Annotated in this window: 24 protein-coding genes and 1 tRNA gene; 14 read left to right on the top strand and 11 right to left on the bottom strand. The window is 63.0% G+C overall.

Annotation, left to right across the window (positions count from 1 at the left end; translation table 11 throughout):
- Positions 1–395: 395 nt before the first annotated feature.
- The 3 genes from VIO10_RS05260 to VIO10_RS05250 all read right to left on the bottom strand — a co-directional run bounded on the left by VIO10_RS05260 (position 396) and on the right by VIO10_RS05250 (position 2484).
- Positions 396–878, bottom strand: a complete 483-nt coding sequence (locus VIO10_RS05260) for a hypothetical protein (protein WP_331960426.1) — start codon at positions 876–878, stop codon at positions 396–398.
- 137 nt (positions 879–1015) lie between these two features.
- Positions 1016–1609 carry a TlpA disulfide reductase family protein gene (locus VIO10_RS05255; RefSeq protein WP_331960424.1) on the bottom strand — a complete coding sequence of 198 codons (594 nt, stop codon included), beginning with the start codon at positions 1607–1609 and terminating at the stop codon, positions 1016–1018.
- A 5-nt stretch (positions 1610–1614) separates the two neighbouring features.
- Positions 1615–2484: a prolipoprotein diacylglyceryl transferase gene (locus VIO10_RS05250; protein ID WP_331960421.1), complete on the bottom strand. Its 870-nt coding sequence runs from the start codon at positions 2482–2484 to the stop codon at positions 1615–1617.
- 84 nt (positions 2485–2568) lie between these two features.
- Between VIO10_RS05250 and dtd the strand changes: the two genes are divergently transcribed.
- Genes dtd through VIO10_RS05235 form a run of 3 tightly spaced genes read left to right on the top strand, consistent with a single transcriptional unit; the run spans position 2569 to position 4021 of the window.
- Entirely contained in the window at positions 2569–3015 is a 447-nt protein-coding gene (dtd, locus tag VIO10_RS05245) for a D-aminoacyl-tRNA deacylase (protein WP_331960418.1), read from the top strand.
- Positions 3016–3044: 29 nt separating this feature from the next.
- Complete coding sequence (locus VIO10_RS05240) at positions 3045–3521, top strand: DUF1285 domain-containing protein (RefSeq protein WP_331960415.1); 477 nt, start codon at positions 3045–3047, stop codon at positions 3519–3521.
- A complete protein-coding gene (locus tag VIO10_RS05235) occupies positions 3521–4021 on the top strand; it encodes a tRNA (cytidine(34)-2'-O)-methyltransferase (RefSeq protein ID WP_331960412.1) in 501 nt (166 codons plus the stop codon). Before VIO10_RS05240 ends, VIO10_RS05235 begins: the two co-directional genes overlap by 1 nt.
- On the opposite strand, the gene VIO10_RS05230 is transcribed toward VIO10_RS05235, so the two are convergent.
- The 7 genes from VIO10_RS05230 to VIO10_RS05200 form a co-directional block, all read right to left on the bottom strand.
- Positions 4008–4292 carry a hypothetical protein gene (locus VIO10_RS05230; protein WP_331960409.1) on the bottom strand — a complete coding sequence of 95 codons (285 nt, stop codon included), beginning with the start codon at positions 4290–4292 and terminating at the stop codon, positions 4008–4010. The two genes, VIO10_RS05235 and VIO10_RS05230, sit on opposite strands and share 14 nt — an antisense overlap.
- Positions 4293–4348: 56 nt before the next feature.
- Positions 4349–5260, bottom strand: a complete 912-nt coding sequence (locus tag VIO10_RS05225; protein ID WP_331960407.1) for an ABC transporter permease — start codon at positions 5258–5260, stop codon at positions 4349–4351.
- Positions 5253–6329, bottom strand: a complete 1077-nt coding sequence (locus VIO10_RS05220) for an ABC transporter permease (RefSeq protein ID WP_331960404.1) — start codon at positions 6327–6329, stop codon at positions 5253–5255. Before VIO10_RS05220 ends, VIO10_RS05225 begins: the two co-directional genes overlap by 8 nt.
- A gap of 11 nt (positions 6330–6340) precedes the next feature.
- Positions 6341–7813: an ABC transporter ATP-binding protein gene (locus tag VIO10_RS05215; RefSeq protein ID WP_331960401.1), complete on the bottom strand. Its 1473-nt coding sequence runs from the start codon at positions 7811–7813 to the stop codon at positions 6341–6343.
- Positions 7814–9139, bottom strand: a complete 1326-nt coding sequence (locus VIO10_RS05210; RefSeq protein WP_331960398.1) for a CCA tRNA nucleotidyltransferase — start codon at positions 9137–9139, stop codon at positions 7814–7816.
- A gap of 420 nt (positions 9140–9559) precedes the next feature.
- On the bottom strand, positions 9560–10348 hold the full coding sequence (locus VIO10_RS05205) for an SDR family NAD(P)-dependent oxidoreductase (protein ID WP_331960395.1): 789 nt from the start codon (positions 10346–10348) through the stop codon (positions 9560–9562).
- 40 nt (positions 10349–10388) lie between these two features.
- Positions 10389–11462, bottom strand: coding sequence for an AI-2E family transporter (locus VIO10_RS05200; RefSeq protein ID WP_331960392.1), 1074 nt, complete (start codon positions 11460–11462; stop codon positions 10389–10391).
- Between the two features lie 188 nt (positions 11463–11650).
- Here VIO10_RS05200 and VIO10_RS05195 point away from each other — a divergent pair.
- The 9 genes from VIO10_RS05195 (at position 11651) to VIO10_RS05155 (ending at position 19336) form a co-directional block, all read left to right on the top strand.
- Positions 11651–11725, top strand: a tRNA-Val gene (locus tag VIO10_RS05195).
- Positions 11726–11796: 71 nt separating this feature from the next.
- Positions 11797–13737, top strand: coding sequence for a threonine--tRNA ligase (gene thrS, locus VIO10_RS05190; protein WP_331960389.1), 1941 nt, complete (start codon positions 11797–11799; stop codon positions 13735–13737).
- 7 nt (positions 13738–13744) lie between these two features.
- Positions 13745–14308, top strand: a complete 564-nt coding sequence (gene infC, locus VIO10_RS05185) for a translation initiation factor IF-3 (protein WP_331960643.1) — start codon at positions 13745–13747, stop codon at positions 14306–14308.
- A 43-nt stretch (positions 14309–14351) separates the two neighbouring features.
- The gene (gene rpmI / locus VIO10_RS05180; protein ID WP_331960386.1) at positions 14352–14549 is read left to right on the top strand and encodes a 50S ribosomal protein L35; all 198 of its coding nucleotides are present in this window, start codon (positions 14352–14354) and stop codon (positions 14547–14549) included.
- A gap of 57 nt (positions 14550–14606) precedes the next feature.
- The gene (rplT, locus tag VIO10_RS05175; RefSeq protein WP_331960383.1) at positions 14607–14972 is read left to right on the top strand and encodes a 50S ribosomal protein L20; all 366 of its coding nucleotides are present in this window, start codon (positions 14607–14609) and stop codon (positions 14970–14972) included.
- Between the two features lie 102 nt (positions 14973–15074).
- Positions 15075–16121 carry a phenylalanine--tRNA ligase subunit alpha gene (gene pheS, locus VIO10_RS05170; protein WP_331960380.1) on the top strand — a complete coding sequence of 349 codons (1047 nt, stop codon included), beginning with the start codon at positions 15075–15077 and terminating at the stop codon, positions 16119–16121.
- Entirely contained in the window at positions 16118–18538 is a 2421-nt protein-coding gene (pheT, locus tag VIO10_RS05165) for a phenylalanine--tRNA ligase subunit beta (RefSeq protein ID WP_331960377.1), read from the top strand. The genes pheS and pheT overlap by 4 nt, the downstream gene beginning before the upstream one ends.
- Positions 18539–18581: 43 nt before the next feature.
- Positions 18582–18875, top strand: a complete 294-nt coding sequence (locus VIO10_RS05160; protein ID WP_331960374.1) for an integration host factor subunit alpha — start codon at positions 18582–18584, stop codon at positions 18873–18875.
- 5 nt (positions 18876–18880) lie between these two features.
- Complete coding sequence (locus VIO10_RS05155) at positions 18881–19336, top strand: MerR family transcriptional regulator (protein ID WP_331960371.1); 456 nt, start codon at positions 18881–18883, stop codon at positions 19334–19336.
- Positions 19337–19701: 365 nt separating this feature from the next.
- Here the strand turns inward: VIO10_RS05155 and VIO10_RS05150 are convergent, their stop codons facing one another.
- A complete protein-coding gene (locus tag VIO10_RS05150; protein WP_331960368.1) occupies positions 19702–22122 on the bottom strand; it encodes a glycosyltransferase in 2421 nt (806 codons plus the stop codon).
- A 380-nt stretch (positions 22123–22502) separates the two neighbouring features.
- Here VIO10_RS05150 and VIO10_RS05145 point away from each other — a divergent pair, with 380 nt between their 5' ends.
- Together VIO10_RS05145 and VIO10_RS05140 are read left to right on the top strand one after the other, a co-directional pair.
- Positions 22503–24236 (top strand): two-component system sensor histidine kinase NtrB, encoded by a 1734-nt coding sequence (locus tag VIO10_RS05145; protein ID WP_331960365.1) that lies wholly within the window; start codon positions 22503–22505, stop codon positions 24234–24236.
- A 13-nt stretch (positions 24237–24249) separates the two neighbouring features.
- Positions 24250–25674 (top strand): sigma-54 dependent transcriptional regulator, encoded by a 1425-nt coding sequence (locus tag VIO10_RS05140; RefSeq protein ID WP_331960362.1) that lies wholly within the window; start codon positions 24250–24252, stop codon positions 25672–25674.
- The last annotated feature ends 81 nt before the right edge of the window (positions 25675–25755 follow it).

Genomic DNA, 25755 nt, shown 5'->3' with positions numbered 1-25755 from the left:
CGCCCGAGTTAGGATGTAGCGTTCCGCGCGACTTATTATCCGCCTCGCCCGCTTGGTTGCGGGAGAGGCCGCGCTCTTGGCGCGGGTGAGGGTGCAGATTTCACGGGAGGTGTCACAGACACACGGCAGCTGGCCGCCTAACGGCCGGTAGGTGAGGGTGCAGCTTCCGCCGCATTATTTCCTCTCCCTGTTAGGGAGAGGATGAAGGTGAGGGTCGTTGTACAGCGAGCATTTTTCGCGAGCGATTCAGGATTCTGCGTCTGCCCGCATTTCTTACCCGCCCGCTCTTATCTTTGCGTCATCCCGACCGAAGTGGAGGGACCCCGGCTCCTAATCTCTCCTTGTTCGAGGACGAGGTCGGCGCGTGCCGAGTGAAACCATTGGCCGCGCTGCGACTAGAAGTCTACTGCCCGCAGTTCCATCGTGACATCACGCACGCCGGGAGATTTCCAGACATCGTCGCGTAGCAGAAATCTATGGCTGTTGGTGCGCTTCACAAAAGTAGCCTGCTTAAAGGCCACTGTGTGGGGGATGAGCGCCGCACGCATGACGCTGTAATCCTCATTGAACAAGACTCCAGCGAGGAAATCGAAATGCGCGCCACCAAGGTCGCGAATCGCGGACAACTGGCGGGAGTCGTTGTGCCTCGTGGTTCGGCGGCCCTTGATCTGATAGCGAATACCATCGGCACTTCTGGCATCAATGTTGGCGCTCGAATTGTCAGCCTGCTTCCAGCCAAACGCCTTGCAGAAGAGGTACTCGGCCAGATCGCCCGTGGGATTATTTGAACTTCGTGTAATGCCCCGTGAGCGAAGCTCATCGGCTACTTGGGCATGGAGGGCAAGCAAAGCTGCAGGGGCCAGATCAGAAAGGTCCATGAGCGATTCCTTTCTTAACACTGGGTCAAGGGGTCACCCCTGGCCGTTGGCACGGCTGGCCAGTACTAAGAAACCGCGCGCCCGCGGCAGTGGCCGCGCGCGACAACGGAGCGCGGCCTTAATACTGGGTCAAGGGGTCACCCCTTGTCCTTTGAGTCGAGCAGTTGCTGCAAGGCGTCCTTGACGTCAGGCCGCGACCAGTCGAATCCCCCCATATGGTGCGCGACTATCTGGCCCTTGCGATCGATTATGAAAGTTTCGGGCACCCCGCTCACGTCGTAAGTCTCGGTGATCTTGTTTTCGGGGTCGAGCAGTATTGTGAAATTGTACCCGTTCTTCTTGACATAGGACGCCACCGCCGAGCGGCCGCTGGTGTCCTGGCTGGCCGCCAGCATGACGAAGTCCTTGTTGCCCTTGAAGTCGTCGTACAGCGTCTGCATCGAGGGCATTTCCTCGCGGCACGGTTCGCACCACGTCGCCCATACGTTCAGAAATACGACTTTGCCGCGCAGCGATTCGAGCGAGACAGTTGTTCCGTCCAGCGTCTCGAGCTTGAAATCGGCCGCTCGACTGCCGGCCGCCACCGTCGCCGCGGACTGCTCGGCGATTCCGGGTGAGTTCGCGCCGACTCCGATGCGTGCGCCGCGATGCCCGCTCAGCGCGACGAGCGCAATGCCGGCGACCACGACGATGGCGGCGACGACGTAGAGGATTTTGTCCTTGATCGCCATCGCTCTCAGGCCCGGGCCGCGTTCATCGCCGGACGCTGGTTTTTCTCGCCGGGCTGCTGGCCGCCTTCTGCCTGGTCTTTTTCCCTGGTGAGAATCAACGCGGCGCCACCGACGATCATCATCGCGATCGCAATCAGTTGCGCCTCACTGAGACCATGGAAGACCCGCGGATTGACTCGCACGAACTCGACGAGAAAGCGAGTGGCGCCCGCCAGCACCAGGTACCAATACATCAGCCGGCCAACCGGATGGTACCTCTTGCGCATCGACCACAATATCGCGAACACGCCGAGATACAGAATAGTTTCGTAAACTGGCGCGGGATGCACGCGGACGCCGGGGAAGAAGCCGGAGACGAGGCGGTAATGCTCGTCCAGTTTCAGCACGGTCTCGGAGTTCCAGCCGACGATCGCGCGAGGATACGCCATCGCCCACGGCAAGGTGGACGGCAGCCCCCAATCGCCGTCGCCGGAGAGCTGGCATCCGATTCGGCCGATTGCCTGCCCGACGGCAATCGCAGGCGCGCACATGTCCATAGTCACGGCGAATCCGATTCGGTACCAGCGCGAAACAAGGTAAGCGCCGAGGATTCCGCCGATCATGCCGCCGTAGAATACGAATCCCGAGCCGGAGAAGATCATCAACTTGGGATCGGCAAGGTAAGTCGGCAGATCGTCGAGGATCGCGTAGATGCGTGAACCGGCCAGCCCCATCACGGCTGCCGCGATAACGATCGAGGACGAATATTCGGGATCGAGGCCGCGGCGGACGCATTCGAGGCGGATAACGTAGTCGCCCGCCAGGAATCCCAGCGCCAGCATCAGCCCGTAACTGTAAACGGTCAGCGGGCCCAGGTGAAACAAGACAGGAATCATTATGATTCGAATTATAGTACGCGACGGCCCGCCCAGACCACAAAGGCTTTCGCCCTGCGGCTTTCGCGATTATATGACGCAGGTATGCGGGCAGTTGTTCAACGCGTCAGCCGCGCGGAGGTGCGCTGCAACGGGCGCATCCTGGGCAAAATTGCGCGCGGGTTTGTCGTGCTGCTGGGAGTTGCCGCCGGCGACAGCGAGGCCGACGCGGCGCATCTTGTAGATCGAATCGCCGGCATGCGCGTATTCGCCGACGCCGCCGGCAAGATGAACCGCTCGTTGGCCCAAGTCGGTGGCGCAATCCTGGTCGTGTCGCAATTCACGTTGCTCGCCGACACGAATTCAGGCCGCCGGCCGTCGTTCACTGGAGCAGCCGCGCCCGACGAAGCGCGCCGCCTCTATCAGCACTTTCTCTCGCTTGCACGGACTGGCGATGTTAAGGTTGAGAGTGGCGAGTTTGGCGCGACGATGGAAGTGGAAATCGTCAATGACGGCCCGGTGACGATCATCCTCGATAGTCGTGAAAAGTGAAGATTGAAGGACTGGGCAAGTAGGTTACGATGCCGCGGGCGGGATTCTATACCGCCGAATCGGGAAAGATCTCGTTTCGGCGCGACGGCAACTGGTACAGCGACGACGAGCGGATCGACAACCCGCGAATTTCCCTGCTCTTCAGCCGGAGCATCAAGCGCAATCCCGACGGCAGTTACTATCTGCAAGTCGCTGAAGAACGTGCGCCGATCACGGTCGAGGACACGCCCTACGTAGTCAAGGCGCTCGAAGACGACGAGCTGGGCGGATTCGCGATGGTGCTGAGCGATAACACCTGCGAGCCGCTCGATCCCACCGCGCTGGAGATCGGCGCCTGCCACGTGCTCTACGCGTGGGTCAAGGGCGGCGATGCTCGCGCGCGCTTCCTTCGCTCCGCCTACTACCATCTCAGTGACCGCTTCGAAGCCGACGACGCCGGACGTTTCTACGTCAATCTCAGGGGCCATCGGTATCCTCTCGGTGGCGCGCCAGCGCCCTGCAACTGATGCACCTGGCCGAGCCGAATCTGCACATCGTCCTGGTTCGCCCCGAAATTCCGCAGAACACGGGATCGATCGCGCGTCTGGCCGCCGCGACCAAGGCCCGGCTGCACCTGGTGGGACCGCTCGGATTCTCGCTCGAGGATCGCTATCTCAAGCGCGCGGGCCTCGATTACTGGCCGCTGGTGGATTTGCGCACGTATGAAGGATGGGAGCAGTTCGCCGCGATATATCACGATCCCCCGGCAACGAGAGTGAAAAAGACGAAATTTTTCTCGACTCACGCCGGCGCGACCTATCTCGACGCGCACTATGCGCGCGGCGATTTTCTTTTCTTCGGCTGCGAGACGGCGGGCCTGGGCCGCGATTTCGTGCTTGAAAGAATTGACCGTGCGTATCGGATACCAATCTTCGAGGCGGGCGTCCGCAGCCTCAATCTCTCCAACGCGGTGTCGATCGTGGTTTATGAAGCGCTGCGCCAGACCGGCGCGCTCAATGCTTCTTGACGGCGCAACTGCCGCAGCCGGTGCCGCAGCCGCCCTTCTCGCCCGCGGCGGCATCGGCGGGCGGCGCGCCGAAATAATAACCCGCCTGCTCGAGTTCGCCGGGCGAGACCCACTTGAGATGGTCGGCGACGGCGGTGTCGCAATGCACGCAGACGCGGCGTTCGGCGCCATCGTCGTCGAGCGCGACGCAGGTCAGCACCGGCTTGCCGCAAGCCGCGCAATCCGCCATCGGAAATGACGCATCTCTGGGCGTGTACGTGAGCGTGCGCATCGCGAACTAACCTACCTCATCGCGCGCAGATGAGAAATCTGCGAGATCACCCCTGCTCACTGCCGGCGATACGGTTCGCCAAGCGCGCTTGGCGCCGCCGCCTGTCCGCCAAAGCCTGCCAGTACCACCAGCGTCAGCGCATACGGCAGCGCGAGAAACAGTTGGTACGGAACGACGGTGCCGAGCGCCTGCAATCCGAATTGCAACGCCATCGCCGCGCCGAACAGCACCGATGCGGCCGCCAGACCCCACGAATTCCATCGACCGACGATGACCACGGACAGCGCAACGAAGCCGCGGCCGGCCGAGATGTTTTCGACGAACGTGTTGGCGTACGCGAGCGTCAAAAATGCGCCAGCCAGGCCCGTCAGCGCGCCCGACACCATCAGCGCCTGCCATCGGATGGCGATTACGCCGAGTCCGAGCGCGTCCGCGGCTTCGGGCCGCTCACCGCAAGCGCGAAGTCGCAGCCCATAGCGCGTGCGCGCGATCACGTACCAGAGGGCAGGCACGAGAATGAACGTGAAGTACACTAGGGCGTTGTGATTGAAGAGCACCGGACCGAGGAGCGGGATTCGCGCCAGCGGACCGAGCGGGATTTTCGCAATCGGCGCCACCATGAACGCCTTGCCGGTCACGCCGAACAGCTTGCGGTAGAAAACGCCGGTCAATCCCAGCGCGAGGATGCTGACCGCGGTTCCAGTCACGACCTGGTTGACGGCGAGATTGACCACCAGCATCGCAAAGATCGCATTGATCGCGACGCCTGCCGCGATTGCGCCCACCAGGCCCAGCGCGGTACTGCCGCTGAAGTACGCGATCGTGAGCGCCGCGAACGCGCCCGCCAGCATCGCGCCTTCGATGCCGATGTTGATTACGCCGCTTTCCTCGACGAGCAGTTCGCCCAGCGCCGCCAGCAGGATGGGCGTCGCCATGGTGATCGTCGAGGTGAGCAACGCTTCAAGCATCCGGCATCTCCGCAACCGGCGGCACCGCGGCCGCATCGCCAGACGCGCCGAAAATCTGCTCGCGAAGTCCGCTCCAGGCCGGGGTGTCGAAGGCGAGGATGATCAAGATGACGAGGCCCTGGATAACCTGCACCAGCTCCGGCGAGATGCCCTGAGTCCGCTGCATCGCCTGCGAGCCGTTGTCGAGCGCGCCGAACAGGATCGCGGCGGGAATGACGCCGAGTGGATTCAGGCGCGCCACCAAGGCGACCGCAATTGCCTCGAAGCCCCATCCGGGCGAGAGCTTCTCGTACAATCGATGCGAAATCGCGGAGATCTGCACCGCGCCGCCAAGCCCGGCCAGAGCGCCTGACAGCGCCATCACCCACAACGTGAGCGCCGGGATTCGAATGCCGAAGAAAGTCGCGGCGCGCCGGTTGCGGCCCATCGCGCGCAGCTCGAATCCGGCTCCGGTACGGAACAACAGCAGGTAGCACGCGGCGGCGAGCGCGACCGCGAGGATCATGCCCAGGTTGATGCGGCTCGGCGCAAAGTAGAACTCGATCTGGGCGGCGCGTGCGATTGGCGAGCTGGTCGGATACGCGCGCGACGGTTCCATCAATGGACCATGCACGACCCAACTGAGCGCCTGCACGGCGACGAAGTTCAGCATGATCGTGCTGATAACTTCATTTACGTCGCGCCGCGCGCGCAGCCATCCCGCCACGGCGCCCCAAACCGCGCCGCCAAGCGCGCCGGCGGCGAGGATGATCGCAATTGCGATCGCATGGGGAAAATTGCCGAGATGCGGGCCGATCGCGCCGGCCGCGATCGCGCCGATCGTAAGCTGTCCGTCGGCGCCGATATTCCATAGCGCGCCCGAGAAAGCGAGCGCGACTGCAAGCCCGGTGAAGACCAGCGGCGTGGATTTCACAATTGTATCCGCGCATGCGTACCAGTTGCCGAACGCGCCTTCGCCAAGCGCCGCGAACACGCCGAGCGGAGACGCGCCGAGCGCGGCAAGGACGATCGAGATGAGCGCGGCGGCGAGCGCCAGCGCTGCAAATGGTTTGGCAATCGTGGACAGCATCGCGCAGCCTGCTAGTCGCGCACCCCGGCCATCAGCAGGCCCAGCCGCTCGGGATCGCGTTCGCCCGGACTGGTCTCGCGGATTTTTCCGCGGCTGATAATCAGCAGCCGCCCGCATATCGCGAGTAACTCGTCGAGGTCGCTCGAAATCAGAATCACCGCGCCCCGGCCGGCGGCAAAGTCCAAAATTGTCCGATGAACTTCGGCGGTCGCAGCGAGGTCGAGGCCACGGCAGATATTGTGCGCGACGATTACTCGCGGCCGCGACGCGATCGCGCGCGCCACTTCCAGGCGCTGGCGGTTGCCGCCCGAAAGCGCGCCGGCGATCGTTTCGGGACCGGGCGCGCGAATCCGAAAACGATCGATGAGTTCGCGGCAAAGATCGACTGCATGGGAAACATTCAACCATCCGTGCGATGTCACCTGCTCCCGGAGCGGACGCGCGAGAATCAGGTTTTCCCACAGCCGCATATCGAGGATGAGTCCGTCGAGGTCGCGATTTTGCGGTATCACCGCCATCGCGCCTGGTGAGCCGTCATGCAGCGTGACTTTCCCACCGCTCGGACGGCGCACGCCCGCAAGCACCTCGACGAGTTCGGTCTGGCCGTTGCCGTCAACGCCGGCAATTCCCACGATCTCGCCGGCGGCGACGCGAAACGAAAGCCGGTCGAGAATCCGGCGTCCGGCATGATCGTCGAGGGTCAGATCTTCGATTTGGAGCACGGGCTCGCCCGGATGCGGCGGCGTCGCGGACGCAGCGGGCTGAGCCACGATTTCGCCAATCATCAGGCCGGCCAGTTTCGCCTCGCTGGTCTGGGCCGGAGTGGTGCGGGCGACCACGCGGCCGCGGCGCAGCACGGTGATTCTATCGGCGACCGCAATTGCTTCGGCAAGCTTGTGCGTAATCAGCACCACGATTCGGCCCTCGCCGCGCAGACTGCGGAGCAAGTCCAGGAATGCGGCCAGTTCCGAAGGTGCGAGCACGCTGGTCGGTTCGTCGAGAATCAGGACCCGCGGATTGAAGCTGAGCGCGCGCAGCACTTCGAGCCGGACGCGCTCGGCAACTGAGCGATTCTCGACGGTGGCGCCCGCCGCCGGCATTTCGAATCCGAGTTTCGCGCCGAGCGAGCGCGCACGCGCCGCGATTGCATCGAGGTCGAGCGCGCCGGTGCCGGTGTCGAAGCCGCCCAACGCGAGATTTTCCTCCCACGTCATCCGCTCGAACAGCATCGGGCTCTGATGCACCGCCGCAATTCCGGCCGCCAGCGCCGCGCGCGGCGAGCCTGCCCGCAGCGGCAGCCCGTCGAGGACGGCTTCGCCATGGTCGGCGGCGAGCGAGCCGGCCAGCACGTTCATCAAGGTGGTCTTGCCGGCGCCGTTTTCGCCGACCAGCGCGTGAATCTCGCCGGGGAGCGCTTCGAAATCGACCGCGTCGAGCGCCAGCGTGCGGCCGAAGCGCTTGGATATGGCGTTGGCGCGGAGCAACTAGGCGGCGCTTACGCCGTAATGGATGCGCACGTATTCGAGCGCGGCTTCGCGGGTTTCGAGCGCGCCGTCGAGTTGATGGTCCTCGATGTCCTTCAAAATTTCCTTGAAGCGCGGCCCCGGCGTGAATCCCAACTGCTTGAGGTCCTCGCCGCCGATCAGACGCGGCGGACGAATCTCGGCCGGGGTCATGGTCGTCATCGCGCGGCGGCAAAAATGCCAGTAGCCCAGGTAGGAGCTCGACGCCATCGCGTCCATAAACGCGACTTCCATCAATTCATCAAAGCCGTCCTCCGCGAGCATTCTCTTGAGCGTCGCCGGGCGCATCCGCGGCGCCATGGAGAGCCTCAGATGATTCTTCACCAGGTACGCGACCCGCTCCTGGACCGCGCGCGAGCGTTTCAGCCGCGCCATGATTTCCGCCGCCTTCACGGCGCCGTCCTCGGGGTGGCCGTAGAAGGTGACCTTGTCGCCGACGACCGCACGGGATTGCGGCTTGGCGATGTCATGCAGCAGGATTCCGAACGCAACGGTCTCGCTGCATCCGGCGGGAAGCATCGCGACGCCAATCCGCGTGTGGGTGTACACGTCGCCCTCGGGATGGAAATTTTCGGGCTGCGCGCATCCGGTCATCAGCGCGACTTCGGGCAGGATCAATTGCATCAGGCCGCTGTCCATCATCAGGTCCATCGCGCGCGCGGCGGCGCCCTCGGTCATCATCATGACGATCTCTTCACCGATTCGTTCGGCCGCAATTCCAATGATCGTCGGCGCGGCGCGTTTCATCGCGGCCCAGGTCGCGGGATCGATCGTGAAGTTGAGCCGCGCGGCGAAGCGGGCGGCGCGCAGGATGCGCAAATGATCCTCGTCGAAGCGGTCGTAGGGATTTCCGATCGCGCGGATAATTCCGGCGCGCAGATCGCGCATCCCGCCGACCAAATCGATCAGGCGGCCGGCGATCGGATCGTAAAACATCCCGCCGATGGTGAAGTCGCGGCGGATTGCGTCTTCCTCGATCGCGCCGAAGCGCACCGACGAGGGGCGGCGTCCGTCGGTATATTCGGCATCGGCGCGAAAGGTCGCGACTTCGATCGGCTTGAGCTCGTCAAACACTACGCCGATCACGCCGAACTTCGCCCCGACCGCCACCGTGCGATCGAAAAGTTTCTGCACAACCTGGGGACGCGCGTCGGTGGCGACGTCGTAGTCCTTGGGCTCGACGCCAAGGATTCGATCGCGCACACATCCGCCGGCGAAAACGGCGCGAAAGCCGGAATCGACGAGACGGCGAACGATGTAGAGCGCCTTTTGCTCTTTGTCGCTCATGGGCGACTCCCCGGGGGCACATCTTAGCAGGGGCCGCGCCCTGCATGAAGGAAGAATCACCTGCGCGGTGGGCGGCAGGGGCTGCGGCCCCTGCACCCGCATCGAGAAGACGCGAAAATCTGCGCAGCGCATCTTTTCGCGACTACGCCACGGCAGGGCTGAGCCCTGCACCCAATGTTAAAACAAAGATGCGGGCTGACGGTCTGTTAGGAGAGCTTTGCGTAACCGGATGTTGGTGCTGAAGCGAGACGCGCTGGCGCGCGAGATCCTTCGCTGCGCTCAGGATGACACAAAAAAAGCAAGCAGCGCTCGTGTCATTCTGAGCGAAAGTCGCTGTAGCGAAGAATCTCGACGGGCGCCCGGGCGTCCGGTGCTAGTTACGCACAGCTCTCCTGATAGCGAGAGGAAAGCGGCGGCGAGCTAACCCTCGCCCAGGCGCGCTTGCCCCAGCAGGATTCCGCCATCGACGGCGATCACCTGGCCGGTCACGTTAAGCGCCTGGTCGGAGCACAGCCACGCCACCGTGCGGCCGATATCCTCGGCAGTCTGTTCGCGGCCGAGCGGAACGAGCTGGCGCACCACCGAGTCGAAGACCATGCGCGCATTCGCGTCGCCGCCGCCGAGCACCGCGCCCAAATCCTGCCATACTTTGGTGTAGATGAGGCCCGGGGCGACCGCGTTGACGCGAATTCCGGCCGGACCAAGCTGGAGCGCGAGCGTTTTGCTGTACGAGATCACGCCGGCCTTGGCCGCGGCGTATGCGGCCAGCATCGGATTGGCCTGCAGGCCGGCCACCGACGAGGTGTTGCAGATCGCGGCGCCGCTGTTCATCCGCGGCGCAACCTCGCGCGACACCAGGTAAACCGAGTTCAGGTTGAGATCGACAAAGCGGCGCCAGGTCTCGACGCTGTCCCACCCGGGTTGATTGCCACTCTCGAACCATGCCCGATCGCCGCCGCCGGCGTTGTTGCATAGCACGTCAGGATGAGCGCCGAAGCGGGAGACAATCTGCTCGACCGCGCCATGCACCTGCTTCTCGTCGGTGACGTCGGCGGCAAAGCCCTGAACCTGGGCGGCGATCGCGGCGGCCGGCGGCGCCAGCTCGCGATCGATGACGGCGACGCTGCCGACCACGTTTTGTTCGAGCAGCGCGCTGACGATCCCGAGTCCGATTCCGCGCGCTCCTCCAGTCACGATTGCGTACTTCACTAATTTCTTCTCCGGGGCGAACTTCGGGCGAGCCAGGCGCTCAGGCTGCTTCCTTGCGGCTGCCCGAGTATTCCTTTCTATAGACGCGCAGCAGAGACGCAAACACCGACATGATCGCGGGGCCCAGGAACAGGCCCAGCGGCCCGTACGCTTCGAGCCCGCCGAGAATGCCGAGAAACAGCGCGATAGTGGGCAGGCCCGTGCCGTGCTTCATCGCCAGCGGCTTGATGAAATTGTCGATGATCGCCAGCGCGATCGAGCACCAGATGACCAGGCCGACCGCCGCCGACCAGCCCGACGCAAAGCCCAGGTAGATCGCCGCGGGAATCCATACCAGTGCGGTGCCGCCGATCGGCATCAGTCCCGCGGCAGCCGATGCGATCGCAAGGAACAGCCAGTACGGCACGCCGAAGATCAGCATGCCCAGGCCGACCGACACGCCCTGCAGCACGGCGGACAGCATCAGGCCGCGCATCACCGACGAAAGCGTGGTGCGCAGGGTATCGAAAATCGCTTTCTTGTCATCTTCATGCAGCGGGGTCAGGTCGCGCAGGCTGCGGTAATAGTAGTCGCCGTCGCGCAGCATGTAGAAGAACGCGAGCAGCGCGATACCGAAGTCAACGATGAAGGAGAGGAGGTTTTTCGCGGCCTGGGTCGCATTCCGGGCCACGTAATCGCTGGTCATCTGCGCCGCTTGCAGCGTGAGCTTGGGCAGCTCCTCATCGAGCTTGTAACCGCGTTCCCCCATTTTTTTGGCGACCCATGCGCCGAGATCGGTGTGGACCGCCCAGTCGTGCAGCTTCGTTACACCCCCGCCATTGACCAATTCCGTGGCCTGCGTGTAGAGCGCCTGCGCCTCGACCACGAGGCGGCCCGAGGCCCAGACGGCCGGCAGAATGACGCCAAGCCCGACGACAATGCTGATGATCGCCGTCGACAGCGATCGCCGCTTGACCAGCTTTTCGACTTCGATCAGCGCGGGATGCGCCATGAATGCGAGCAGGATTCCCCACATCAACGGGGTCAGGAACGGCAACAGCAGTTCGTACAGCTCGTAGGCCATCACGGCCAGAAAGCCGAAGAAGAAAAGCTGCACTATGCGCTCGCGATCCATTCTCGTAGCCGTGGCGTCTCTCCGTCGGGATGCGATACTCGGCGCGAAATCCTAGCAGATGCCCCCGCTACCGTCGCCTGCCAGCTTACGGTGAATCGGGACGCTCGATGCTTCGGTTGCCCGCCAGCGCAAGATCGGTTACCGTCAGCGTTTGCTTGATGTATCCAGTCAATACCGCTGCCCCGTGAAGGCACGTAGCTCAGTGGGAGAGCGCTTCCTTGACACGGAAGAGGTCGGCGGTTCAATCCCGCCCGTGCCTACCAGGTCCGTGCCCACAGCCGCGCGCGCGAATTTCGCCCCGCCAGTTTCCCGCAATGATTAGAATCTTCGCTTGATGAGTTCCGAAGTAACCGTAACCCTCAGCGGCGAATCGCGCGTCGTGCCGGTCGGCACCATCGTTCGCGAGGTACTGGACGGGATTCCAAGCCGCGACCTGGTGGCCGCGCGGGTCAACGGCAAGGTGGTCGATCTCACGCGCAAGCTCGAGCACGACGCGTCGGTCGAGCCGGTGCTGGCCGAGTCGCCCGAGGGTCTCGAAGTAATCCGTCATTCCACCGCTCATCTGATGGCGATGGCGGTGCAATCGCTCTATCCCGGCACGCAGGTGACGATCGGCCCGGTTATCGAGGACGGATTTTTCTATGACTTTGCGCCCGCCGCGCCGTTCACGGTCGAGGATCTGCCGAAGATCGAAGCCAAGATGCGCGAGCTGGTGAAGGCCGACCACAAGATCCAGCGCACCGAAGTCTCGCGCGAGGACGCTATCCGCAAATTCTCGGCGATGGGCGAGAAATACAAAGTCGAGATAATCCAGGGCATCGAGGACGATCACGTGTCGATCTACAGCCAGGGCGACTGGATGGATCTCTGCCGCGGACCGCACGTCCCCTCGACCCGCTATCTCAAGGCGTTCAAGCTCACCAGCGTCGCCGGCGCGTATTGGCGCGGCGATGAGCACAACGCGATGCTGTCGCGCATCTACGGCACCGCGTTCGCGGGCAAAGAGGCGCTCGAGGAGCATCTGAAACTGGTCGAGCTCGCCCGCCAGCGCGACCATCGCAAGCTGGGCCGCGAGATGGGCCTGTACATCTTCGATCCGATCTCGCCGGGCTCGCCGTTCTACCTGCCCAAGGGCGTCATCATCTTCAACGCGCTCGTGGACTACATGCGCCGCCTGTACCGGCGCTATGGCTACGACGAGGTGGTCACGCCGCTGCTGTTCAAGAACGAGCTATGGAACAGCTCGGGGCATTGGGAAAATTTCCGCGAGAATATGTTCCTCTCGCCCGATCCCGACAGCGTTACGAATACTATCGACACCGGCCCCGACGGATGGCATCACGGCTACGGGCTCAAGCCCATGAATTGCCCCGGCCATACCTTCGTGTATCGCGCCGAGAAGCGCTCGTACCGCGATCTTCCGCTGCGCATTGCGGAGTTCAGCCGGCTGCATCGCGCCGAACGCTCGGGCACGCTGCACGGCCTGATGCGGGTGCGCGCGATGTCGCAGGACGACGCGCATATTTTCTGCCGGGAAGATCAGATCGAGGACGAAATCGCGCTGAATCTGCAAATGGTTCGCGACGTTTACGGCGCGCTGGGTTTCGAGCGCGTCGAGTTCAAGCTGGCGACGATGCCCGAGCACCATCTCGGCACCGCAGAGCAATGGCAGATGACCGAGGCCAAGCTCGGCAACGCGATGAAGCGCAACGAAATCAGCTACGAGATAAATCCGAAGGAGGGCGCCTTCTACGGCCCCAAGATCGAGATTTACGTGTCCGACGCGCTCAAGCGTAAGTGGCAGGTCGCGACGATACAGCTCGATTCCAACATGCCCGAGCGCTTCGACCTGAGCTACACCAACAGCGCCGGCGCCGAAGAGCGTCCCGTGATGATTCATCGCGCGATCCTGGGCTCGCTCGAACGCTTTATCGGCGTGCTGATCGAGCATACCGGCGGCGTGCTGCCGTTTTGGCTCGCGCCCGAGCAGGTGCGAGTGCTGTCGCTTAGCGAAAAGGTCGAGACCTACGCCAATGAAGTCACCGGCCTGCTCAGGCGCGAGGGACTGCGCGCCCACGGCGACATCCGCAACGAGAAGCTCGGTTTCAAGGTTCGCGAGGCCGAACTGGCCAAAGTGCCGTACATGATCGTGGTCGGCGAGCGCGAGGCTGCCGATCGATCGGTGTCGATCCGGCTGCTGCGCGGCGAGAAGATCAATGCGATGCCGCTGGCGGCGCTGGTCGAGCTATTGAAAAAGGAGCCGATCCCGGCTTAGGAAGTTCATCCGGCCACCAAGCCGGAGGAGGTGCTATATCCGAAGAGATTTCAGAACCCCGCCCTCAAGGGAGCCCGCGATTCGCGTCAATAACCTGATTCGCGCTCAAGAAGTCCGCGTAATCGACGCCGACGGCAGCCAGGTCGGAATCCTGCCGCTGCGGGAGGCGATCAAAGTGGCGGAGAGCCGCGGCCTGGACCTGGTCGAGGTCTCATCGACGGCGACGCCTCCGGTGTGCCGGGTCACCGACTTCGACAAGTACCGGTACTCGCAGAAGAAAAAGACGCACGACTCCAAGAAGCACACCATCAGCATGATCAAGGAAGTGAAGATGGGGTCGGCGACCGGGAAGCATGATGTGGACTTCAAAGTTAATCACATCAAGCGCTTTATCGGTGAGGGTCATCGTGTTAAGCTCACGGTTTCGTTTCGCGGCCGCGCGATTACCCATCCGGAACTCGGACGGGCGCTGATCGATAGAATCATCGCGCAGGTTACGGAAATCGCGCAGGCGGAAGGCACGCCGCGGATGGAAGGACGTAATATGTCGGTGCTGCTGACGCCGCGATAGGCCGGAAAAGGAAATTTCAGGAAAGAAGCAAAGCGACCATCGTATGCCGAAAATCAGAACCAGCCGTACCGCCGCCAAGCGCTTTTCCGTGACCAAGAGCGGCAAGGTCAAGTTCAAACACGCGTATGCCCGCCATATGTTCTCGGCCAAAAATCCGAAACAGAAAGCGCGGCTGCGCAGGACCGGTATCCTGGGCAAGGCCGACGCCGAAAAAGTTAAGATAATGATGCCGTACGGTTGAGCGCGGCCAACTAAAAATTAACTCACCGGATATCTACCAAGGAAGGATTCAACTCCGATGCCTCGCGCCAAAGGCGGACCCAAGACGCGCCGCCGTCATAAGCGTCAACTCAAGCTCGCCTCCGGCTTCGTCGGCGGGCGGAAACTCTACCGGCAGGCTCGCTCGACGCTCGAGAAGGGCCTCACCTACGCCTATCGCGATCGCAAGCAGAAGAAGCGCGATTTCCGCACGCTCTGGATTGCGCGTATCAACGCGCTGGCCCGCGAAAGCGGAATCTCGTACAGCGCGCTGATGAACGGGCTGAAGAAGGCGGGGGTCGAGGTCGATCGCAAGATGCTCGCGAAGCTGGCGCAGGAGCGCGACGGATTGTTTACCGAGCTGGTGCGCACCGCGATTAGCGCGCTCGGCTCGAAAGCAGCATAGAGCCGCGCCGTTCGAAAGCGCCGCGCACCAGGAAACCATGTGGGTCGTTCGCCCACGTGGTTTTTTGCTTTTGGCGCGCGCAACATTGCAAGGTAGATCACGATGAGAGAACAGCTCGAAGAAATCAGGCGCCGCGCGATCGCGGAACTCGGCGACGACGCCGGCGAAGCGCAAATCGACGCGGTTCGGGTGCGCGTGCTCGGCCGCTCGGGTGAGCTTACGGAAATCATGCGCGGGATGCGCGAGGTCCCCAATGCGGAGCGCCCCGCCATCGGCCAGCTCATCAATCAGATCAAGGGCGAAGTCGAAGCGCGCATCGAGACTCTGAGCGAGAAACTCAAAGCCGCCGCGCTGGCGAAATTGCTTAATGAAAAACGCCTCGACGTGACGCTGCCCGGCATGCGCATCGCGCGCGGCCACCTCCATCCGATCACCGACATTCTCGAAAAAATGCTGCAAATTTTCGAGTCGATGGGCTTCGAAGTCGCGATGACCCAGGATATCGAGGACGACTTCCACAACTTCGCGGCGCTCAACTTCACCCCGCATCATCCCGCGCGCGACATGCAAGACACCTTCTACCTCGAAGGCGGGATGCTGCTGCGAACGCATACCTCCAACGGCCAGATCCGCGTGATGGAGAAACGCCGGCCGCCGCTGGCGGTCGTTTGTCCGGGGCGATGCTATCGGCGCGACGACCTGACGGTGCGCAGCTCGCCGATGTTCACGCAGATCGAGGGTTTCATGGTCGATAAACGCGGGCGCATCACGATGGCGCATCTCAAGGGCGTGCTGACCGAATTCGCGCGCGCGTTTTTCGGCACGACCGCGGTCCGGTTTCGCGCCAGCTATTTTCCATTCACCGAGCCCAGCGCCGAACTCGACATGCATTGCCTTCTCTGCGACGGCGCCGGATGCCCGGTCTGCAAGCATTCCGGATGGACCGAAGTGCTCGGCTGCGGAATGATCCACCCCAACGTGATGCGCGCGGTCGAGTACGATCCCGACGAGTACCAGGGCTTCGCCTTCGGCATGGGCGTCGAGCGCACGGGCCTGCTGAAGCTCGGGGTTGACGACATGCGTCTGTTTTTCGAGAACGACCTTCGCTTTTTGAGCCAGTTCCCGGCGCTGAGCGGAGGTGTGCGATGAAGCTCCCGCTCAGTTGGCTGCGCGACTTCGTCAGCATCGACGCGCCGGTCGAGGAAATCTCGCGGCGCCTCAGTTACGCGGGGCTGGTGGTCGAGAATGTCGAAAAACTCACGCCGGGATTCGCGGGCGTTTTCGCGGCGCGCGTGGTCAACGTCGAGAAGCATCCCAACGCGGACCGGCTGAATCTTTGCGAGGTGGACGCGGGCGCAAAAGGCCAATTCAAAGTCGTGTGCGGCGCGCCCAACGTGAAGGCCGGCATGATTGCGCCGCTCGCCCTGGTCGGCGCGCAGCTTGGCAAGCAGCCGGCGCTGGAGGCAGCCGTCATCCGCGGGGTGCGTTCCGAAGGCATGCTCTGCTCAGAGCGCGAGCTCGGCCTGTCGCAGGATCAGGCTGGAATCCTTGCGCTCGGCGCGGATGCGCCGCTTGGCGGCGACGTGGCCGCGTATTTGCACCTTGACGACACCGTGCTCGATGTCGAAATCACGCCGAACCGGGGCGATTGCCTGTCGGTTCTCGGCCTGGCGCGCGAGGTCGCAGCATTGTTCGCCGCCCGGCTGCGCGCGCCCAGGCTCCGCGCGGCGCATTCGGCCGGCTCGCCCGACGGCGCGCGGTTCACGGTTTCGGTTTCAATCGACGCGCCCGATCTATGCCCCCGTTACGCCGCGGTCGCGATGACCGGAATCAAGATCGGTCCTTCGCCGGCGTGGCTCAAGCGCCGGCTGGAGCTGTGCGGGATGCGCGCGCTCAACAACGTCGTCGATGCGACCAACTACGTGATGCTCGAGCTCGGCCAGCCGTTGCACGCGTTCGACTTCGGCAAAATCGCGGGCGGAAAGATTATCGTCCGCCGCGCCGGCGATACCCGCGAGTTCGTCACCCTCGACAATGTCCCGCGCGCGCTCGATCCCAACGATCTGCTGATCGCCGACAGCGACAAGCCGCTGGCAATCGCGGGCGTGATGGGCGGTCTCAACTCCGAGGTCGGCGATTCGACCGGGACTATTTTGCTCGAGAGCGCATACTTCGAGCCGATGACCATCGCGCGCACCGCGCGGCGCCTGGGCTTGCGCAGCGAGGCGAGTTACCGCTTCGAGCGCGGCGTCGATCGAGCGGGACAAGTCGGAGCGCTGATTCGCGCCGCCGAATTGATCCGCAGGATCGCGCGCGGACGCGAGGCCTCGCCGATCGCCGACTTCGAGCCGCGCAAAGCCGAGCCGCGCGAGATTGCGCTCGACCTCGGCGCGATGGAATCGTTGCTTGGCGCCGCGATACCACCGGCCATCGCCAGGAGCCGCCTCAAATCGCTGGGCGCGCAAGTGAGCACGCGCGCCAAGGGGGTGCTCGCGGTGGTGCCCCCGTCGTTCCGCTCCGATCTGGTCGAGCAGGCCGATCTGATCGAGGAAGTCGCGCGGCTCGGCGGTCTCGAGGACATTGCGGCCCTGCTGCCGCAACGCGTCACTGCGCTGGCGCCGGTCAATCGCGAGCGCGAGTTCTTCAAGGGCACGCGCGAAGTGATGCTGGGATGCGGCCTGACCGAAGCCGCCACCATCGCGTTCATCGCGCCCGCCGACAACGCGCGCTTTTCGGGGATTCAAGCCGCGACCCGGCCGGTCAAAGTAACCAACCCGCTGTCTGCGGAACTCAGCGAGCTGCGCGTGAGCCTGATGCCGGGGCTGGTCACCGCGCTCAGGTTCAATTTGAACCGCGAGGCCCGCGCCTTTCACGCATTTGAAACGGGCAAGACCTTCCGCATGGACGGCGACGCCGCGACCGAGCACCATCATCTCGCCGCCGTCAGCTACGGAGCTTACGCGCTCTCCGCAATCGGCGATCGCAGCGTCACGGCGGGATTTTTTTCGATCAAGGGAATCCTCGAGACGTACCTGGAAGCGATTGGAATTTTGCCGCGCGTGGCGTTCAAAGCTCTCGAGAGCGCCGATGCGCCGTTCCTGCATCCCGGCCGCAGCGCAATCGTTACGCTCGACGACGCGCCGATCGGTTTGATCGGCGAGTTGCATCCGGCCGAGGCGATGCGCCTGGACCTCAACGATCCCTGCGCGGTCTATGAACTTGACTTGAGTAGGCTCATTGCCTATGGTTTCTCGCCGCGCAAAACTTTCCAGCCGCCGCCAAAATATCCCGCGATCAGGCGCGATTTGGCGCTGGTGCTGGATCGAAATTTTCCGGCGGATATGGTAATCAAAGCCATTCGGGAGTGTGGCGCGTCGCTGCTGGAAAGCGTCGAGGTGTTCGACGTGTACGAGGGGACGGCGGTGGCGGCCGGGAAAAAGAGTGTGGCGTTGGCTTGTCGTTACCGTGCAAAGGATCGCACGCTGACCGATGAGGAGGTTAATCGCATTCACGCCGTGTTGGTCGAGCAGGCGCGGATGCGATTAGGGGCGGAGTTGCGGCAGTAAGCGTGCCTAACGCGAGCGGGTGGGGATCGTTACGCCGCAGGGCATGACTAAAGCCGATCTTGTAGATCTGATCTACGAGCGGGTAGGCTCCTCCAGGAAGGAAGCCTGTGAAGTGGTCGAAGCGGTATTTGCGATCATCAAGGATTCGTTGCGCCACGGTCAGAAAGTGAAAATTTCCGGCTTCGGCACCTTTCTCGTCAATCAAAAACATGCCCGCCGCGGGCGCAACCCGCAGACCGGCGAGCCGATTACCATAGACTCCCGCCGCGTCCTGTCCTTCAAGCCCAGCCAGGTGTTGAAGGAGCGGGTTAACAACGGCTCCAAGCCGGCGGCATGACCCCGATGCCACGCCAGCCATCGGTTCGGCGGCAAAAATCCAAGCCGGAGGCGCGCGCCACGATGTCGCTGTTCCCCGAGCGCGGGTTGAAGATCGGCGAAGCGGCGCGCGCGCTGGGGGTCGAGACCTACGTGCTGCGTTTTTGGGAAACCCAGTTCTCATTTCTGAAACCCAGGCACACGCGCACCAAGCATCGCTTCTACAATGAAAAGGATCTCGACGTGCTGCGCCTGATCAAGCGCCTGCTGCACGACGAAGGCTTCACGATCGCAGGCGCGAACAAGCACATCAAGCAATTCGGCATCGACGCCTTGATGACCGGCAAGCCGGTGGCGAAGCCGGCATCGTCGTCATCGGAGCGCGCGCCGGCGCGGCCTGCGGGAATCGACGGTCAAGCTCGCCGGGTGCTCAATGAGGTCCGCCGCGACCTCGAATCGCTCCACAAAATTTTGGAAGACTAAGCAGGGGTGACCCCTGCACCCAGTATTAAGGCCGCGCTCCGTTGTCGCGCGCGGCCACTACCGCGCCCCCGCCCGACGTCGATCAGCCGCGCAATTATGGCCGCCGTCGGCGCGGCCGTGTGTCTGTGACACGTCCCTGACAGGAGAGCTGTGCGTAACGAGCGCCGGACGCCGGAGCGTCCGTCGAGATTCTTCGCTACAGCAGCTTTCGCTCAGAATGACACTGACGGCCGCTCGCTTTTTTCTGTGTTATCCTGAGCGCAGCGAAGGATCTCGCGCGCCAGCGCGTATCGCTTCAGCACCAGCATCCGGTCACGCAAAGCGCTCCCGGCGGGGCGAGGTAATAGGGATGGAGTCTGAAAGAACTAGTCGGCGAGGCGGTCGTGCGAGGCCAGTTGCGCGCGCGCCGGTTTGCGCGCGGCGGCCGCGACTTGCGCGGTAGAAGGCTGACGGATCAGCACGCCGAGCGGCGCGAGATTCAGTTCGGTGGCGCATTGCTCGGTCGCGCGATGCGCGATTCGTCCCGCCTCGACCATTTCGGAAACTATGCACACCGCGCCGGCCATCGTGAGCGCACCCAAGCCAAGCGCGATCTCAGGCAGTCCCGCGATCGCGGCGACTGCCGCGCTGATCGCGCCCGCTGCCAGAGCCAGCTTGGTGATTCGAGTGGACTTTATCCGCGCCAGTACGTGGTTGGTGACCTTGCCTGCCTCGTGCTCTTCGTCGGCGGTCTTGAGCTCGATTCGGGTCCACGGATTCGGCCGCACTTCCAGGTCGTAGTCGTTCCATCCCGCATCGACGATCGCGCCATGGCCGCTGCGCGCGAACAGCTTCAGCATCCTGTCCATCAGGCGGTCACGCGTGATGCTTTCGTCGTTCCAATAGTCCAGCCGGATCGTACGCCTGAGCCAGCCGATGGTTGGGCGTTGGCGCACGCCGTCGGCGCCCGCCAGTCCGGTCAGGGCTTTCGCCCGCGTCTTGTAACGCGTCATCGTTCGCACCATCGGCCCCGTGTAAGCGAGATACGCGATCAGAAGTCGCGCGGTAAAACTTTCGTGAGATTTTTCCAGCGGCGCATGCCACGCATAGTAGAGCGCCCAAATCGGCCCGAGTGCGAGCATCGTAGCCGCGGGAACCATCGACACCCCAAGCACGATCGACGCGGCTAGCGCGATCGCCGAGGCCACCGTCCATTCAAGCGTCTGCGGGAGCACCCTGGCCAGCGTAAGTCCGGGATCGAACAGCGTCTGCGCGCCCGCGGTTGCAGTCCTCCACAGCACGCGTTTGCGGCTGCCGCCCGGAATAGTCCGCGCGAGGCCGGGAATCGTGCCGCGCCACGCGATTTGGCCAATCACGTTGAAGCGTTCGGGATAGCGCGGATACAGCATCGCCTCGGCGCGTCCATAGCCGCGCTGCTGTCCGTAGTAAGCCTTGACCGTGTTGCGCCGGAAGTGCCAGACGAAGGCGGCCGGCGAGAAGCCGAGCTTGAAGCCCGCCTCGAGCATTCGCCAGCATATGTCAACGTCGTCGCCGGCGGAGGTGAACTGCGGATCGAATCCGCCAATCTTGGCGAGCGCCGCCTTGGAGAAGAGCATGTTGCAGCCTGCCAGATGCTCCGCGCGATCCTCGGCGATCAGGACGTGGCACGGCGCGCCCGGCGATGCGGCGCAACTGGCCTCGATCCAGCCGTCTTCGTGCGGCGCGTAGTTCGGTCCGCCGCATCCGTCGAAGTTGTTTTCGGTCATCGAGCGGACCATCAGCGTCAGCCAATGCGGATCGACGACGCAGTCCGAATCGGTGTAGGCGATTATTTCGCCGCGCGCCGCCTGCATCCCGACGTTGCGCGCGAAGCCCAGTCCCTTGTTGGGCTGGCGAATGAGACGGAACTCCGGAAAGTCCAGCGAGATGTCAGCGGTGCGATCGCGCGAGCCGTCATCGACGATGACGACCTCGAAATTGGGGTAGTCGAGGCGGCGCAGCGACTCGAGGCAATCGCGCATGGTGCGCTCGGCGTTGTACGCGCAAATCACCACCGACACCATCGGCATCTTCGGCGGCCGCGGCGGGCAGGTGCCGTTGAGCGTCACGAACGGCATCACATCCGACGCGCGCATCATGCGCACGCCAAGCCAGTCGTGAGAAACCGGAGCAGGAACGGGAGGAGCAACCACGCCAGCCGCACCCGTGCCAAACGCCATTGCGACAGCTTCGTCCTGCCCCGGCGATGCCTGTTTGAATTCGATCACCACCGGCCGCGCTTCCGCGAGGTTATGCAAGGCGACGACGAAATCGCGAATCTCGACCGGCTCGAGCGCGGGAATTTCCGCGTAAAGAAAATCTTCTTCCAGTATTGAAAGGGCGCGGGTTTCCGGGCGCACCTTGATTCCGACAATCGTCTCGGGCGCGCGTTCCTTGATCGTCTTCACCACCCCGCGCAGGCGCCGCCGCGCGTTTTCGAGTCCGCCCGCGCGCAGCACGTCCTGGCCGATTTCGCAGTCGAGGATGTAACCGACCAGGGCAGGATGCGTTGCGAAAATGTTCGCGGTATGCGCGATTCGCGAGACCACGGATTTCCATCCGCGGCGGCTCGTCAGTTCGTCCGCCGTGATTCTCAACTCGACCATGGCGACCAGTCCCGACTGGGCCGCGAGGTCCAGGCAGGGCTGCGACTGCGCCTCGGTCAGCACCACGCCGGTCGTGTGCGCGGCTCTGAGATCGTCGAGCCGCTTTCTTAGTTTGAGCTTGTGAGCAAAATCGAGCGTTGCGCCGACGTCAGCGAGGCGCATCGCCTTGAAAAAGAACTTCTGTCCTGCGCGGGAAAAGAACTTACCGTGTGGGGTGACGTTTTGTCGTTGAACAGGAACGGAATTGGTAAGCATCTGATGTGGACGTCCTCTCGATGAGGACCTGAGTGCCAAAGCCATGCCACCGGGAAAATCCAGCGATTATGGGGGTTTTTCGGCAAACAGCCACCTCGCGCAAACCAATTGGGATGAGCGCTGTACGATTTGCGCCTCGGGCACGGACCCGGAGCGAAGGGTTCGCAGGGTGCAAAATCAGGCAGGATGCTGCCTGGATAAACACGCTAGATTGGTTATTTTGCGAATGTTATACGTCAGTTGGTTGACACATCAAAGCTGGAATCATCCCGCCGGGTTTTACCGCAATGAAACTATTGCTCGCTTGTGGATGCTGCAAACCATCAAAGTCCAAACAACACCGTGAACCAACCGACGCACCAATTGAGGCCACCCCCGAAGAAACGCAGGCGATAAGGCAGCAGCTCGCTGAGATCGAGCAATCGCTCTCGCGCCTATGGGGTCCGACAATTTGGAGCCGGACGCCCGAGTGCATCGAGGTCCGCGCCGAGGCCGCGGATCTAATCGAGCGGCACTTCGACGGCATCGTCGACCAGTGGGGCGATGCGATAACCGTCATCATCGACGGCCACTCCGAAAAAGACGAGAAAGGGCACAGAGCCAATCTGGTCAATGCGCTCATCCGGCTGGGCGATCATCTGCGCGATCCCGACGACATCCGCACCTACGTTTATCTGCGCAAGCATTGTCAGGAGGGGATGCTGGCGCGGGCCAAACCCTCTCAGTTCAACACTATCCACATCGCGCTCAAGCAAATAATTCTCAATCACGTAAAATCTTCAATGACCGGTCCCGCGATGGAACGGGTGCGCGACCTGGTGGTCGCGGCGATCGACGAGCGGCGCCTGATGGTCTCGCAGTTCTACATCGAATCGCGCGAACGGTTGCTGCGCGAATCCGAAGAGAAGTACCGCAACACGATCGACCACGCGCCCGATCCAATGTATGAGATCGAACCGCACACCTGGATCGTGATCGGGATGAATGCGGCTGCCGTGCAGCTCCATCAAATGGTAGCCGACCAAGGGCAAGAAGCGCCGGAGATTATCGGACATCCGCTGCCGGATTCCGTACCGCCGGAGATAAGGGCAAGAGTGATCGAGAGCCTGGAGGCGGGGGAAGAGATGGTTTTGCGCCAGGGATCGACGAAGACCTCGGAATTTCCGATCGGGCCGTTTTTCTTCGACGTAAACTCCGCGCTCATCACCTACGGCAAGAAGCAATTCGTCCAGATGATCCTGCGCGACGTAACCCAGCGCCACGACATGCTCGACTCGCTGATCAAGGCTGAGCGATTGGCCGCGGCGGGCACCTTCGCGGCGGGCGTGGCGCATGAGGTGAACAATCCGCTCGCGTCGATCTCATCGCTGGTTCAATCGATCCTGACCGGCGAGAATGACCCCCAGCGGCGCACCGCGCTGCACACCATCCTGTCCCAGATCACGCGCATCTCGAGCACGCTCAAGGACCTGGTGAATTTCGCGCGACCCATCACCGCCCAGCGCAAGCCGGTTGATGTCAACGGGCTGATCGCCGAGACGCTGCGGCTCATCAGTTACAACACCCGCTTCAACGGGGTTCAGGTTGAACCCATTCTTGCTCCCGATCTGCGCCGCGCTTTCGCCGACGACAACGAAATTCAGCAGGTGCTGCTCAATCTGCTGTTCAACGCCGCCGACGCCTGCGCCGCCGAGGGCGCCGTGATCAAGGTGATCACCGAGAACCAACGCGCCGGACAGGGCGCGGACAAATCGCGCCGGGTGGTCATCAAGGTGGTCGACAACGGCATCGGAATCCCGCGCGAGCATCTGGAGCGCGTGTTCGATCCATTCTTCACCACCAAGCCCGCGGGCGCCGGGGTTGGACTGGGGCTGTCGCTATGCCAGCGCATGATCCTGTCCAATCAGGGCACCATTCGGATTGACAGCGAGGTCGGCCGCGGCACCGCCATCACCATCACGCTGGCGGCCGCCGAGGATTCGGTCCGCGCGCAGCAGTCAGCGGGCATGGCCGCGTCTTGAGAATCGAAATGCGATGAACAACGACGCTTCATGGACCGCACAGGAACGCGGACCTTACCGGCTGCTGATCGTCGAAGACGAACCCTTGATGCGCTCGATCATCGTTCAGCTCGCGCGCAGCGAAGGCTACGAGGTCACCGAGGCGCCGGCCGCCGAGGTCGCGCTGCACATCTTCGAAAAAGAAAAAATCGATCTCGCGATTCTCGACCTTAACCTGACCAGCGGCGGCAGCGGACTCGATCTGCTGCGCAAGATGCGCGAACTCGACCCCCAGGTGATGGGAATAATCGTCACCGCATACGCCAGCGTGGAGTCAGCCGTCGAGGCGCTGCACCAGGGCGCTTACGATTACATCACCAAGCCGTTTGCCAACGATCACTTGAAAAAGGTGATGCGCAACGCGCTCGAGGGCAAGGCGCTGTTCAGGGAGAACCGTTTTCTGCGCCAGGAACTGCGCGAGAAGTATCGCTTCGAGAGCATCATCGGCAAAAGCGACGCGATCGAAAGCGTGTTCCGCGTCATGGAAAAAGTCGCGCGCACCGACACCAGCGTGTTGATCACCGGTGAGTCCGGCACCGGCAAGGAACTGGTCGCCCGCGCGATTCATTTCAGCTCCGACCGCGCCAACAACCGCTTCCTGCCGATCAATTGCGGCGCGCTGCCCGAGAACCTGCTCGAGAGCGAACTGTTCGGCTACAAACGCGGCGCGTTCACCGGCGCCGGGCAGGACAAGGTGGGCCTGCTCAAGGCCGCCGACAAGGGCACCGTCCTGCTCGACGAGATTGGCGAATTGCCGCTCGCGCTGCAGGTCAAACTGCTGCGCGCGCTCCAGGAGCGCGAGGTCTACCCGCTGGGCGCCAACGATCCGGTGGCGTTTGACGTGCGCGTGCTGTGCGCCACCAATCGCAACCTCGAAACCGAGGTCAAGGCCGGCCGCTTCCGCGAGGAACTGCTCTACCGAATCAACGTCATCAACATCAACCTGCCCGGCTTGCGCGAGCGCCAGGACGATATTCCCCTGCTCGCCAACCATTTCCTGCGCAAGTACGAAAAGTCGTTGCCGCGAACTACGATGCGCTTTTCCAAGGGCGCGATGCGCCTGCTCATCAACTACGCCTGGCCGGGCAACGTCCGCGAGCTCGAAAACGCCGTCGAGCGCGCCGCGATTCTGGCCGAGACCGACGTAATCCATTCGCACGATTTGCCCGACAAGCTGCGCAGCACGTCGCCCGTGATGGCGAGTATCGAGAACACGGGGCTGACGCTCGAGGAGCTCGAGCGCGAGCATATCAAACGCGTGCTCGAGAAGGTCGAAAACGACAAGGTGAAGGCCGCGCAGGTGCTCGGGATTCATCTCTCGACGCTCTATCGCAAGGTTCAGCGCTACCACCTCGACGGCGACAGCCCCGTGCATCAGGAGCCTGCGCGCTCGGCGTGAGGGGATGGGGACAGGCGTGGCAATCCGGCACTCAAGGATATAGACTTTTTGCTGAGCCGGCTGAACGGCAGCCGGCCCGGA

Origin of the sequence: Candidatus Binatus sp. (genome assembly GCF_036567905.1) — a bacterium.
GTDB lineage: Bacteria > Desulfobacterota > Binatia > Binatales > Binataceae > Binatus.
This window is presented reverse-complemented; position numbering and strand designations above follow the sequence as displayed.

Coding starts and splice junctions, on each gene's coding strand:
- VIO10_RS05260 (WP_331960426.1), bottom strand. CDS start 878: ATGGACCTTTCTGATCTGGCCCCTGCAGCTTTGCTTGCCCTCCATGCC.
- VIO10_RS05255 (WP_331960424.1), bottom strand. CDS start 1,609: ATGGCGATCAAGGACAAAATCCTCTACGTCGTCGCCGCCATCGTCGTG.
- VIO10_RS05250 (WP_331960421.1), bottom strand. CDS start 2,484: ATGATTCCTGTCTTGTTTCACCTGGGCCCGCTGACCGTTTACAGTTAC.
- dtd (WP_331960418.1), top strand. CDS start 2,569: ATGCGGGCAGTTGTTCAACGCGTCAGCCGCGCGGAGGTGCGCTGCAAC.
- VIO10_RS05240 (WP_331960415.1), top strand. CDS start 3,045: ATGCCGCGGGCGGGATTCTATACCGCCGAATCGGGAAAGATCTCGTTT.
- VIO10_RS05235 (WP_331960412.1), top strand. CDS start 3,521: ATGCACCTGGCCGAGCCGAATCTGCACATCGTCCTGGTTCGCCCCGAA.
- VIO10_RS05230 (WP_331960409.1), bottom strand. CDS start 4,292: ATGCGCACGCTCACGTACACGCCCAGAGATGCGTCATTTCCGATGGCG.
- VIO10_RS05225 (WP_331960407.1), bottom strand. CDS start 5,260: ATGCTTGAAGCGTTGCTCACCTCGACGATCACCATGGCGACGCCCATC.
- VIO10_RS05220 (WP_331960404.1), bottom strand. CDS start 6,329: ATGCTGTCCACGATTGCCAAACCATTTGCAGCGCTGGCGCTCGCCGCC.
- VIO10_RS05210 (WP_331960398.1), bottom strand. CDS start 9,139: ATGAGCGACAAAGAGCAAAAGGCGCTCTACATCGTTCGCCGTCTCGTC.
- VIO10_RS05200 (WP_331960392.1), bottom strand. CDS start 11,462: ATGGATCGCGAGCGCATAGTGCAGCTTTTCTTCTTCGGCTTTCTGGCC.
- thrS (WP_331960389.1), top strand. CDS start 11,797: ATGAGTTCCGAAGTAACCGTAACCCTCAGCGGCGAATCGCGCGTCGTG.
- rpmI (WP_331960386.1), top strand. CDS start 14,352: ATGCCGAAAATCAGAACCAGCCGTACCGCCGCCAAGCGCTTTTCCGTG.
- rplT (WP_331960383.1), top strand. CDS start 14,607: ATGCCTCGCGCCAAAGGCGGACCCAAGACGCGCCGCCGTCATAAGCGT.
- pheS (WP_331960380.1), top strand. CDS start 15,075: ATGAGAGAACAGCTCGAAGAAATCAGGCGCCGCGCGATCGCGGAACTC.
- pheT (WP_331960377.1), top strand. CDS start 16,118: ATGAAGCTCCCGCTCAGTTGGCTGCGCGACTTCGTCAGCATCGACGCG.
- VIO10_RS05160 (WP_331960374.1), top strand. CDS start 18,582: ATGACTAAAGCCGATCTTGTAGATCTGATCTACGAGCGGGTAGGCTCC.
- VIO10_RS05155 (WP_331960371.1), top strand. CDS start 18,881: ATGCCACGCCAGCCATCGGTTCGGCGGCAAAAATCCAAGCCGGAGGCG.
- VIO10_RS05150 (WP_331960368.1), bottom strand. CDS start 22,122: ATGCGCCTCGCTGACGTCGGCGCAACGCTCGATTTTGCTCACAAGCTC.
- VIO10_RS05145 (WP_331960365.1), top strand. CDS start 22,503: ATGAAACTATTGCTCGCTTGTGGATGCTGCAAACCATCAAAGTCCAAA.
- VIO10_RS05140 (WP_331960362.1), top strand. CDS start 24,250: ATGAACAACGACGCTTCATGGACCGCACAGGAACGCGGACCTTACCGG.